Origin of the sequence: Paracoccus caeni (assembly GCF_016629665.1) — a bacterium.
Lineage (GTDB): Bacteria > Pseudomonadota > Alphaproteobacteria > Rhodobacterales > Rhodobacteraceae > Paracoccus > Paracoccus caeni.
Map to the genome: position 1 here is coordinate 39,130 of NZ_JAEPRQ010000008.1, position 12,288 is coordinate 51,417.

The 12,288-nt window shown below is 61.7% G+C and carries 9 protein-coding genes; 5 read left to right on the plus strand and 4 right to left on the minus strand.

Annotated features, from left to right (window positions below; genetic code table 11):
• Nucleotides 1–23: 23 nt before the first annotated feature.
• Both JJJ17_RS16855 and JJJ17_RS16860 read left to right on the plus strand, forming a co-directional pair.
• Entirely contained in the window at nt 24–1,889 is a 1,866-nt protein-coding gene (locus JJJ17_RS16855; RefSeq protein WP_200688504.1) for an autotransporter assembly complex protein TamA, read from the plus strand.
• Nucleotides 1,889–6,361: a translocation/assembly module TamB domain-containing protein gene (locus tag JJJ17_RS16860; RefSeq protein WP_200688506.1), complete on the plus strand. Its 4,473-nt coding sequence runs from the start codon at nt 1,889–1,891 to the stop codon at nt 6,359–6,361. The genes JJJ17_RS16855 and JJJ17_RS16860 overlap by 1 nt, the downstream gene beginning before the upstream one ends.
• 15 nt (nt 6,362–6,376) lie before the next feature.
• Here the strand turns inward: JJJ17_RS16860 and JJJ17_RS20650 are convergent, their stop codons facing one another.
• Nucleotides 6,377–7,960: a PAS domain-containing protein gene (locus JJJ17_RS20650; protein WP_200688508.1), complete on the minus strand. Its 1,584-nt coding sequence runs from the start codon at nt 7,958–7,960 to the stop codon at nt 6,377–6,379.
• A 61-nt stretch (nt 7,961–8,021) separates the two neighbouring features.
• Entirely contained in the window at nt 8,022–9,410 is a 1,389-nt protein-coding gene (locus JJJ17_RS16870) for an ActS/PrrB/RegB family redox-sensitive histidine kinase (RefSeq protein ID WP_234464160.1), read from the minus strand.
• A gap of 23 nt (nt 9,411–9,433) precedes the next feature.
• Here JJJ17_RS16870 and JJJ17_RS16875 point away from each other — a divergent pair, with 23 nt between their 5' ends.
• The 3 genes from JJJ17_RS16875 to JJJ17_RS16885 all read left to right on the plus strand — a co-directional run bounded on the left by JJJ17_RS16875 (nt 9,434) and on the right by JJJ17_RS16885 (nt 11,078).
• Nucleotides 9,434–10,066, plus strand: coding sequence for an SCO family protein (locus JJJ17_RS16875; protein WP_200688510.1), 633 nt, complete (start codon nt 9,434–9,436; stop codon nt 10,064–10,066).
• A 62-nt stretch (nt 10,067–10,128) separates the two neighbouring features.
• Nucleotides 10,129–10,686 (plus strand): ActR/PrrA/RegA family redox response regulator transcription factor, encoded by a 558-nt coding sequence (locus JJJ17_RS16880; protein WP_200688512.1) that lies wholly within the window; start codon nt 10,129–10,131, stop codon nt 10,684–10,686.
• Nucleotides 10,687–10,766: 80 nt separating this feature from the next.
• Nucleotides 10,767–11,078: an H-NS histone family protein gene (locus tag JJJ17_RS16885; protein WP_200688514.1), complete on the plus strand. Its 312-nt coding sequence runs from the start codon at nt 10,767–10,769 to the stop codon at nt 11,076–11,078.
• A 47-nt stretch (nt 11,079–11,125) separates the two neighbouring features.
• On the opposite strand, the gene JJJ17_RS16890 is transcribed toward JJJ17_RS16885, so the two are convergent.
• Both JJJ17_RS16890 and secB read right to left on the minus strand, forming a co-directional pair.
• The gene (locus JJJ17_RS16890; protein ID WP_200688516.1) at nt 11,126–11,734 is read right to left on the minus strand and encodes an HD domain-containing protein; all 609 of its coding nucleotides are present in this window, start codon (nt 11,732–11,734) and stop codon (nt 11,126–11,128) included.
• Between the two features lie 6 nt (nt 11,735–11,740).
• Entirely contained in the window at nt 11,741–12,265 is a 525-nt protein-coding gene (secB, locus tag JJJ17_RS16895; protein ID WP_200688518.1) for a protein-export chaperone SecB, read from the minus strand.
• Nucleotides 12,266–12,288 lie beyond the last annotated feature (23 nt).

The window sequence follows — 12,288 nt, forward strand, 5'->3', positions numbered from 1 at the left end:
AACAAGAAATGCAGGGCAGGAAGATGCGGGTTATTCTGCGTGCGGCGCTGGTCGCGACCACGGCGATAATCTTTGGCGGCACGGCATTCAGCCAGTCATCCTCTCCGTTTTCCGGGATTTCCGGTCTTTTTGGCGGTGGCAGCGAAAGCGAAGGGCCGGTTTCGCTGACCTTCGAGGTCTCGGGCGACGATGATCTTGAAAGCTCGCTGCGCAACACTTCGCTGATTTCCGGCGCGCTGTCCGAGGATCGGACCACCGGGCAGGACGTGCTTGCCGCGGCCCGCGGCGATTATGCGCGCATTCTGGGCGCGCTTTACGACCGGGGCTATTATTCGGCGCAGATCTTCATCCGTCTGGACGGAGTCGAGGCGGCAGAGATCGCGCCGCTGGACGCGCCTGCGGTGATCCAGAATGTCGTGGTTCAGGTCGATACCGGGCCGCAATTCCGCTTCTCCCGCGCGGCGATTGCGCCGCTGGCACCTGAAACCGATCTTCCCACAGGCTATCGTCGGGGCGAAGCCGCCGGAACCGGTACGATCAAATCGGCTGCCACGGCGGGCGTCGATGGCTGGCGCAACTATGGCCATGCCAAGGCCAATGTCGATGGCCAGCGGATCGAGGCCGACCATCCGCAACGCACCGTTGACAGCCAGATCGGCCTTGCGCCCGGTCCGGTCGTCACGTTCGGCAGGCTGAACATGCGCGGCTATGAGCGGATGAACCCCCGTCGCCTGCACAAGATCGCCGGTCTGCCCGAAGGTCAGCGCTTCGACCCCGAGGATATCGAAGATGTCCGCAAACGCCTGCGCCGCAGCGGCGTCTTTTCGGCGATTACGCTGGAAGAGGCCGAACAGCTTGGGCCGGGCAACACGATGGACGTGAACCTGACAGTGGTGGAACAGAAGCCGCGCCGGATCGGTGCGGGTTTCGAGATTTCGACCACGGATGGCGCGATGCTGTCGGCCTATTGGATGCACCGCAACCTGCTGGGCGGTGGCGAGCGGCTGCGGATCGAGGGCGAAGTCAAGGACATGGGCTCGGACAGCAGTGGCCGGGACGAGGAAGTGACCATCCGGCTGGAACGCCCGGCAACGATCTCGCCCGACACCACCGCCTATATCGAGACGATTCTGGCCCGGATGCGGGAAGAGGATTATGACGCCGATGGTGGTGCAATCGGCATTGGTTTCAACCACATCTACAGCGACCGTTTTACCTTCGATGTCGGCATGCGCTATGAGTTTTCGCGTGTTTACGATGACTTGGGCGAGACGGACTTCAAGGTTCTGGCCTTCCCGATGAACGTCATGTGGGATGCGCGCGACGATCAGAAGAACGCCAAGAACGGCTATTATCTGAACGGCGATCTGGTACCGTTTAAAGGCTTTGACGATACCGGCTCTGGTGCGCAGGTGGTCGGCGAAGGTCGGGCCTTCTATTCGCTGGGCGAGGATGACCGCATCACCTTGGCAGGCCGCGCCCGTGTCGGCAGCGTCCTTGGCAGCGAAATCGACGATACGCCGCGCTATTATCTCTTCTATTCCGGCGGCGGCGGCAGTGTTCGCGGCCAGCCCTATCAATCGCTTGGGGTCGAGGAAATTCAGGGCGAGAACGAGCTGATCAAGACCGGCGGTATGAGCGTGGCGAATATGAGCGCCGAGATCCGCTGGCAGGTCCGCGAAAAGATCGGGGTCGTGGCCTTCTATGATTACGGCAGGCTTTGGACCGAAAGCGCGTGGGATGGGAATAGCCAGTGGCATTCCGGCGCGGGCGTCGGCATTCGCTATAACACCCCGATCGGACCCCTTCGCTTTGACGTGGCCGGTCCGACCGGCGGCGATACGGGCGAGGGTGTGCAGCTTTACCTTGGGCTTGGGCAGGCATTCTGATGCGTAAGATCTGGCTTATCCTGTTCGCAATCCTGTTCCCGCTGGCCGTTCTGGCGCAAAGCGCCGCCGAAATCTCGGAAGAGGTTAGCGACGACCGCGGCTTCATCACCCGGCTTCTGGAAGACAACCTTTCCGGGGCAGGGCGCGAGGTGGTGATCGATGGGTTTCAGGGCGCATTGTCGTCACGCGCGACCTTTGACAGCATCACGATTGCCGATGACGACGGGGTTTGGCTGACGCTGAAGAATGGCGCGATCCAGTGGACAAGGTCGTCGCTTTTGCGCGGCAGGGTCCAGATCGCCGAACTTTCTGCCGAAGAAATCCTGCTGCCACGTCTGCCGGGCGCAGGCCCGTCTGCACCGCAGGCCGAGACGCGGGAATTTGCGCTGCCAGAGCTGCCGGTATCGATCAATATCGACCAGATCGCCGCCCAGCGGGTTGTTCTGGGCGAGCCGGTGATCGGGCTGGAAGCCGCTATCTCTTTGCAAGGAAACATGAATCTCGAGGGAGGAGAGGGGAACGCAAACCTTAATATCCAACGCCTCGACGGCCCTCGCGGGGAATTCGTCCTTGATGCGGGCTATGCGAACGAGACCCAGATCCTGCGGTTGAACCTGTCGCTTGATGAGGCGGCGGATGGTCTGCTGGTCAATCTGGTCAACCTTTATGACAAGCCCGCCGTCAGAGCCCAGATCAATGGCGAAGGCGCAATTCAGGATTTCGCAGCCAATATCAGCCTTGCCACCAATGGCCAACCGCGCATCACCGGGCAGGTCAGCGCGTCGGGTGCGTTGGGCACCGACGGGACGCCGGGCACGGCCTTCAAGTTCCAGCTTGGCGGCGATGTGGCCTCGCTGCTCTCGCCCGAGAACCGGACATTTTTCGGCACCGAGACGCAGCTTCAGGCAGAAGGCTGGCGGGGCGAAACGGGCAGGCTGGATATCCCCGTCCTGAAACTTACCACCGAGGCTTTGGGGCTGGACGGATCGCTTGCACTCAACGACCGGGGCGCACCGCAGAATGCCAACCTTCTGATAACGCTTGGCGAAGATGCCGGAGCGACGCAGGTTCCGGTGCCGCTGCCATTTGCAGAGGGCTCAACCGTGGAATCCGGTCGGCTGACGCTGGATTACAATGCCGCAAAAGGGCAGGGCTGGACGCTGAATGGACGGGTCGGGCATCTGAACACGTCGCAGGTGCAGATCGGCGCGCTGACCTTGGACGGCGCGGGCGATGTCGTGATAAATGATGGCGCGCTTGGCGACATCACCGGCAAAATCGATTTCGGCAGCCGCGAAATGGGCTTCACTGATCCCGGCCTTGCCGAAGCGGTGGGCGAGGCGATCACCGGCTCGACCGATTTCACCTTCACGCCGGGCGACGCGCTGGTGCTGCCGAACCTGACCATCGACGGCTCGGATTACGGGCTTTCGGGCGTGTTCCGGGTGCTTGACCTTGATGAGGGCGGCCGGATTCTGGTGAATGCGGGCGCCCGTTACGAGGATCTGACGCGGCTTTCGACCATTGCAGGCCGTCCGATGACGGGACGCGCGGATGTGCGGGCGCGCGGCAGCTATGTCGTGCTGACCCGGGCTTTCTTCATCGATGCGACGGCGACCGGCAATGACATCTCGGTCGATCAGGATCAGCTTGACCGCCTGCTTGCGGGCGAATCCACCATTGCGCTGAATGCGCGGCGGAACCGGCAGGGGATCACGCTTGAAAACCTGTCCGTCAATGCGCAACGGCTGACCGCCGAGGCCAGTGGGTATCTGAATTCTGGCGGCAGCGATGTGACGGCGCAGATTTCGATGCCGTCGCTGGAAGATGCCGATCCGAACTTCTCAGGCGAATTGCAGGCCGAGGCGAAGCTGACCGGCCCCGACCGGGCGCGGCGGCTGACCGTGAACGGTGAGGCGGTCGATCTGCGGCTTGGCATCGATTTGCTGGACAATGCCTTGCAAGGCCGGACCCAGCTTGACGTGGCGGCGCAGCAATCGGCTGCCGGGTTCGAATTGCAGACCTTCAGCTTCGCCAACCCGCAGCTTCAGGCGCGGGGGCGCGGCAACTTTGCCACCGGCACATTGGACGCAACCGCCGATTTCGCGGTGCCGGACCTTTCGGTGCTGCGGTCCGATCTGGCGGGCGGCTTCGAGGCGCAGGCGAAGCTGACCGAACAGGACGGCACCCGCTTCATCGACCTGACCGGCACCGGCGAAAACCTGGGCATGGCGCAGAACGCCGAGGGCGCGCTGACCGGCACCACCGATCTAAAGGTTCTGGCCGAGGAAAAGGCCGGGGTGATCACGCTGCGCGATGTGCGGCTGAACAATGAACAGGTGAATGCGACGGCAAGCGGTGTTTATGGCGAGGGCGTTACCGATGTTTCGGCCGATCTGAATGTGCGTTCGCTGGCGTTCTTGGGGCAGGGCTGGCGCGGCGCGATGCAGGCGACCGGCAGCTTCCGCGAGGCGGGCGACGGCGTGCGCAGGCTTGAGGTGAACGGAAACGGGCGCGATCTGTCCTTTGGTCAGGCGCAGGTCGATGGCGCGCTGGCGGGCGAAACCCGGCTGGCCGTGCGCGGCACCGAACAGGCGGGCGTCTTTACCATCGAACAGGCGCAGGTCGAAAACCCGCGTCTGGCGGCGACCGCCACTGGCAAGGTCGGCGGCGGCGAAACTGATGTCAGCGCGCATGTTGATGCGGCTGATCTGCGCTTCCTTGGCAACGGCATCAGCGGCGCCGTTGCGGCCGATGCGCGGCTTCAAGAGGTGGATGGCACGCGCCAGATAAGTGCGACCGGGAACGCCAACGGGCTTTCGGTCGGACAGGCGAAAGTAGATCCGCTGCTGGCAGGACAGACCAGTTTCGACGTTGCGGCGACGCAGGCGGCAAGCGGAATTTCTGTGCAGAAACTGTCTGTTACCAACCCGCAACTGAATATTAGCGCGGATGGCGACACCATCAGCGGGCTGAATTTGCAGGCGCGCTTGGCCAATATAGGGCTTGTGCAGCCAGAATTTCCGGGCCCGCTAGAGGTCGGCGGCACCGTCCGGGAAGAGGGCGCGAATTTCATCGTCGATCTGGACATCGCAGCGCCGGGCAACACCCAGCTTGAGCTTTCCGGCTCTGCGGCGCGCGATTTCAGCACAACCAATCTGGCGTTGACCGGCAACAGCAACGCCTCGATCGCGAACAGCTTCCTGCGCACGCGCAGCATCGAAGGGCCGCTGTCGCTGAACCTGAATATCAATGGCGCGCCGTCGCTGAATGCGGTGTCGGGGAGGGTACAGCTTTCGGGCGGGCAGGTCGCCGATCCGGGGGTCGGCATCAGCATCAACGATCTGAACGTGACCGCCGATCTGAGTGGCGGGCGGATTCAGGTCGATGCGGGAGGCAATGTTGCGTCCGGGGGGCGCGTCGAGGTCAGCGGTCCTGTGGATCTGAACGGCGGTTCGATGGATCTGGCGATCATTCTGGACCGGGTGATCGCGCGCGATCCGAACCTATACCAGACCGAGATCAATGGCCGTCTGACCATGAGCGGCAACAACGCCGCCGGGCCTCTGATCGCCGGTCAGATCGATCTGGGTGAGACTGAAATCCGCATCCCCTCGACCGGCTTAGGCGGCGCGAAGGCGATCCCGGATATCAATCATGTGGGTGATACCCGTCCGGTGCGCGCCACCCGCGCCAAGGCCGGGCTGGAAGATTATCCCAGTCAGGCGTCGCGCGATGCGGGAATGGCCGGGCCTCCGTCAACGCCGCCCGCTGCGCCGCCGCGGCTGGATTTGACGATCAACGCGCCCAATCAGGTCTTCATCCGCGGTCGTGGCGTCGATGCCGAGCTTGGCGGCAGCCTTCAGGTTCAGGGCACCACCCGGAACGCCATTCCCATCGGCCATCTGGAACTGATCCGGGGCCGCGTCGATTTGCTGGGCAAGCGCTTCGATCTGACCGAGGGTCTGGTCGAGTTGCAGGGCAGTCTGATCCCGGTGATCCGGCTGGTGGCCGAGACGACGCAGGACGGCATCACCACCCGCATCATCATTGATGGAGAGGTGCGCGACCCCGACATCACCTTCGAATCCTCGCCCGAAATGCCCGAGGAAGAAGTTCTGTCGCAGCTTCTGTTCGGACGCGGCCTTGATAACATCAGCCCGCTTCAGGCGGCGCAGCTTGCCAATGCCATCGCTGTTCTGGCGGGCGCGGGCGGTGAAGGGATCATCGGCAACCTGCGCAATCAGGTCGGGCTGGACGATCTTGATCTGGCGACGGATGACGAGGGGAACGTGCAGGTCCGCGCGGGCAAGTATCTGAGCGATAACCTTTATACCGATGTGGCAGTCGGCAATGACGGCAAAAGCACGATCAACCTGAACCTTGATATCTCTGACACGCTCAGGGCGCGCGGCTCTGTCGGCAGTGATGGTGACAGCACGCTGGGCATCTATTTCGAACGCGATTACTGAGCCGTCCCGGGCGGCTCAGCCCACATCCGCCAACGGCGCGGAGGATTGAACCGGCTCGGAGAGATGGTTCATATCTGCGCTGCGGAAACTGATCATCTGCCGCCCAAGACCCAGATGGTTGACCGTCCAGCTCAGCAAATTCCCATCGGGGCCGGTCATGATGCCATCGCGGCGGGCATCGCCATTTTCGCCGCTCAACCTTGCGCGCAGGGCGGCAAATCCCGGCCCGTCCGAGCCGCGCGCCTGCCAGTCGGCCAGCATATCGGCCTTGGTCGGCGTGCCTTCGCCCCAAAGATTGCGATAGGCCTGATTGGTCAGTGCCACCTGATCACCCGGTGCAAAGACCACCAGCGCGTCGTCGATCGCGTCCAGAACGGTGTTGCCCAGCGACAGATCCGCCCGGAACTTGCGCGTCAGCGAGATTTCCGAGGTGATATCCTCGATCAGGAAGGCCACTGCGCCGTCGGGATGCGGGCGGCCCGTCACCCGATAGGTCTGACCGCCGGGAAGTGACCATGTCTCGACATGGCGACCCGTCGCGGCGGCGCTTTCCAGATGATACATCTGTTGCCGCCACGAGCGGTAATCCTTGGGTTCCGGCACCATCCGCAGCTCTCGCAGCTTGTCCAAAAGGTCGAAGAGCGTGGGGCGAGCGGTCAGAAAGCCCGTCGGCAGGCCTGTCAGATCGATCAGCGCCGGGTTGAAAAGCTGCAAATGCCGTTCCCGGTCGAAGATTGCGAGGCCGGTGGGCAGATCGGCGAAGGTTTTGGTCAGCGTCTGGACGAATTCGCGCAGGCTGCGCTCGGCCCGGATGGCGGCATCGGCGGGCAGGGCGAACATCATCGATTGGTCGGGATCGATCTGGTGGTTGTGGCAATCATACCAGCGCACATTGCCATTGTCGTTCAGGGCTGCGCGCTTGCTGCTGGTGCTGGCACCGGGCACGGCTTGCGGCGGCTCTAACAGGCGGGGCAGGGGCCACGTCACCTCGCCATCGGACAGGGCTTCTGCCTGACGCAGATAGGCGGCATTGGCCCAGGTGACGCCATGCTGCCGGTCCTGTCGCCAGACCAGCATCGGGGTCTGGTCCAGCGCACGGCGCAACAGGTCCAGCTCTTCTTCCATCGCCTGCAAGGACATGGAATCGACCACAATCCCCGCACCATCGGCCTGCGGGTCGGTCAGCGTGATCCGGACAAGGGCCTGATCGATCTGTTCCGCCAGAAGCCGCAGGCTGGCGCTGCCATTGCCGGAATGGCCGACAAGCTCGACCCGGCCCAGACGTGGAAGCTGATCCAGCCTGCCAATGTCGTCGGGAAATCGCGGGCCGATCCATTGCATCAGCCGCCCCCATTCGTGATCGACCGCGCCCAGCCTGTCGAACAGGTTTCGCGCCGGGGGTGTCGCATCGATCAGGCGCCCGTCGTTGAACAGAAAGACCATCGGCCGCAGCGCGCCATCCAGCCCGTCCGAGCTTCGGCGGCGTCGCGTGCCCTTGCGTCGGTCGTCCCATATCCGCATGCCAAGGATCGCCAGAACAAGCGATAATGCACCAGAAAGGATCGCAATGATCGCGACACAAAAACTATGAAAATCCACGGCACGGCCCCCGCTATTTGCACAACTTTAGCGAGCGCATACTTAAAAATCAGTTAAATTCTTATTTTTCGAGATTGGGGTTCTGCCCAAGCGCTGCCCGTGTGTCCGCGCGGATACGGTCCAGCGGCCAACGCACCGTGACAAGCGCCCCCGGTCCGCCATTGGCAAAGGTCAGCCGTGCCCCCGATCTTTCCAGCAGCGTCTTGGCTATGAAAAGGCCAAGTCCCATACCCTCATACCCGTTCCGCTGCGCGCCCGTCCTGCGGCTGGTCAGGAACGGGTCGCCGATCCGGGCCAGCAGCGCCGGGGAATATCCCGGCCCGTCGTCGCGGATCGTGACCGTGACGAACTCGCTGCCTGAATCCGCCTCGATCACCACGCGGGATTGGGCGAAATCGACCGCGTTCTGGATCAGGTTGCGCAGGGCGTGGATCACAGCCGGATCGCGGCGAACATCCGGGCCTTCAGCCAGTATTTCGACGACCGGACCGCGATCTGCATGCGGGCCAGCGGCATCCTCAAGCACGGCGCGAAGCGGGGCGCTGCGCAGATGCAGGTCTTCCTTTCCGGCGCGACCCATGCCGCGCAGAATCTGGCCACAACGCTCGGCCGATTCGCGCAGGGCATTCGCGTCGGCGTAAAGATCGGGCCGGTCCTTCAATTCATCCGCAAGCTCGCCTGCGATCAGCTTGATCGTGGCCAAGGGTGTGCCCATCTCATGCGCCGCCGCTGCGACGACGCCACCCAGATGCTGCAACCGCTGTTCGCGCGCCAAAGCCATCTGGCTTGCAAACAGCGCGCGCGAGGTCGCGCCCAGTTCCGCCGTCACCCTGCGGGCATAACCGGCGAAGAACGCGACGCCGATCACCAGCGCGACCCAGTGGCCGATGGCCAGAACCGGCTCCATCAACAATTGCGTGCCGTTGGCATCGCGCAGCGGCAGAGCGACGACCGAGGCGATAGAGATCAGGACAACGGTCGCCACGCCCAGCATCAGCGTCTGACGATTGTCGAGCGAGGTCGCGGCCACCGTCACCGGCGCCAGCACCAGCAGAGCGAAGGGGTTCGACAGACCGCCGGTCAGGGCCATCAGTGCCGAGATCTGGATCAGATCGAATGTCAGTTGCCCAAAGGCATGAGGGGTCGAGCTGCGCCTTGCCGGGCCAAGCACCAGCCAGAGGTTCATCAGAACCGCAGCGGCGATCAGCGCCAGAACCGGGCCTATGGCAAAACCGATGCCCATGGCCCAAGCGACGATTACCGTGGCAAGCTGACCGACTATGGCAAACCAGCGCAGCAGCACCAATGTGCGCAAGCGAATGGGTTCGGGCTCGGGGGCCTCGGACAGAAACAAGGGTTCGGATTGCGGCGATGCTTGGTCCATGCCATCCTCGGCTGCGACAATCGGCTCCTTGATACGCGGCGAGTGATGCGCGATCAATGCGCGCATTTTGCCAGCTTGGAATGATGAATATGAACGACCGGAAGATTTTGCTGATCGGGGGCGTAGTGGCCATTGCGGTAATCGCGATTGGCGGGATTTATCTTTCCACGCGCCCAAGCACGGGAAACCAGTTCGCGGCTTGTCAGGCCGGGGTTGTCTCGGGCGGCATGGACAGTTTCGGCACCGATTTCACCCTGACCCGCGATGACGGAAATCGGGTGACCGCTGCCGAGGTCTTTGACAAACCCTCGCTGCTTTATTTCGGCTATACGATGTGCCCCGATGTCTGCCCGCTCGACAGCGCCCGTAATGCCGAGGCCGAGGCGTTGCTGAAAGATGAGGGCAGGGATGTTCAGACGGTGATGATCACCATCGATCCACGCCGGGATACGCCCGAGGTCATGGCCGAGTTCACCGATCTTTTCTCTGAGAACATGATCGGTCTGACCGGGACCAACGAGGAAATCGACGCGGTCAGCAAAGGCTGGCGGAATATCTACAAGGCGCATGACGAAGAGGATAAGGAATATTACCTCGTCGATCACATGACGATGACATATCTGGTCCTCCCGGGAAATAAGACGGTCGAGTTCTTCCCCCGAGACGTGACGCCCGAGGTCTTGGCAGAGCGTGTTGGCTGTTTCCTCGACGCAGCCGGGTAGAGGGTGATATTGCCGCGCCTGGCCCGATGTGGCGCAAGGCCGGCTTTCCGAAAGGGCAAACCATGAGCGATCTTCCCAATCCTGCCGAAATCGGCCCCGATCCGTCGCTGCTGCTGGTCGATGACGACGAGATGTTCGTCAACCGTCTTGCCCGCGCGATGGAAAAGCGCGGTTTTACCACGCGCGCGGCACTGAGTGTCGAAGAGGCGATGCGGATGATTGTCGAATCCGCCCCGGCCTATGCGGTGATCGATCTTCGGCTGGAAGATGGCAACGGGCTTGATGTGGTCGAGGCCCTGCGCGAGGCCCGCGAGGATGCCCGGATTATCGTGCTGACCGGCTATGGCGCAATTGCAACCGCCGTCGCTGCCGTAAAAATGGGCGCGACGGATTATCTGGCCAAGCCCGCCGATGCGAATGATGTGACTTCGGCCCTGCTTTCCAGTGGTGAGACCCTGCCGCCACCGCCCGAAAACCCGATGTCTGCTGACCGCGTCAGATGGGAGCATATTCAGCGCGTTTATGAGCAATGCGACAGAAATGTCAGTGAAACGGCCCGCCGATTACATATGCACCGAAGGACACTTCAGCGAATTCTTGCCAAGCGCGGGCCGCGCTGAAATATATACAGGTTGAAACTTTTTGCATTTTCCATATTTATCGGAGCAGAAAGATATTCGTCTGAACTGGAAACCAATCAATGGACTTTGACTTCGACAGCATGTCTCTTAAGGAAATGCGTGAATTGCGGGGAAAACTGGACCGCGCCATAAATTCCTATGAGGACCGGAAGCGTCGTCAGGCATTGGCTGCAGTTGAAGAAGCTGCGCGCGAACATGGCTTCAACTTGGCAGAACTTACCGGCGTTAAAACCCGCCGTGCCGGAACTGTTGCCCCTAAATATGCAAATCCGGACGATCCGACCCTGACATGGACCGGACGCGGTCGCAAACCGCGCTGGGTTCAGGAAAGCCTGGAAGGCGGCAAAGAGCTTGATGACCTGCTGATCTGACGATCAAAATGAAGACCGCCTCCGGGCGGTCTTTTTGCTTTTAATGATTATGAATATGCGTCGATTTCGTGCATCAGCTTATTGAAGCGCGAAAGATACGCCGCCCGCACTTCTGCAGGTGGACGTAACGTAATATTCAAAACTGAAAGAATATGTTCATTTTGCAGGGGAAATAGTCTTTTGGCTTCGCCATCAGTGAAACCTGCAATCTGAACTGCTTCCAGTCTGGCGGAAATACGATCTGCCGCTTTAATCTTCTTTTTCATTGGTGCGGGCAACGTCGCCGGCAATCCGAAACGCCGGTGAATGGCGGCCATCAGCCGCTCGTCCATTGAACCATATTCCGCGCCCAATGCGGCTTTCACCGGAGAAATCATGTCGCCGATGACATATTCCGGGGCATCATGCAGAAGCGCGGCGAGTTTCCATTCCGGCGTAATGCCGGGATTCAGACGGTCGAAAATATCCTCGACCAGCAACGAATGCTCGGCCACGGAATAGGGCCAGTCGCCATGCGTCTGCCCGTTCCAGCGGGCGACAAAGGCCAACCCGTGGGCGATATCCTGAATTTCGATGTCGAAGGGCGTCGGATCAAGAAGATCCAGGCGCCGGCCCGACAGCATCCGCTGCCAGGCCCGGCGTGATCTTGTGGTCATCCGTGATCAGGACAGGCGCTGATCGGCCGCCGGCGCGGCTTCGGTCTGCTGAGACTGCGCGCGACGCTGCAGTTCCTGACGATACAGGGCGACGAAATCGACCGGGTCCATGTTGAACGGAGGGAAACCGCCGTCGCGGGTCAGATCCGAAATGATCCGGCGCACGAAGGGGAACAGAATCCGCGGGCATTCGATCATCAGGAACGGATGCAACTGATCTTCCGGCACGCCTTCGATGTGGAAGACCCCGCCGTAATCCAGCTCTGCCAGAAACAGCGTCGTGTTGTCGCTTTTGTTGGACGAGGTGACGCGGAACTTGGTCATCACCTCATACTGGTGATCGGCGCCGCGCTTGCGGGCGTCCAGGCTGACCTGCACGGTAATCTCGGGCTGAACCTCACCCTGCGGGGCGCCCTTCGTCGCGACGGCGTTCTCGAACGACAGATCGCGAATGAATTGCGCAAGGATCTGCATCTTCACTTGCGGCTGCGCGCCGTTCTGGGCTTGGGGCTGCTGAGTGTCTTCGACCATGATACTTCCCTTTGGATTTCAAC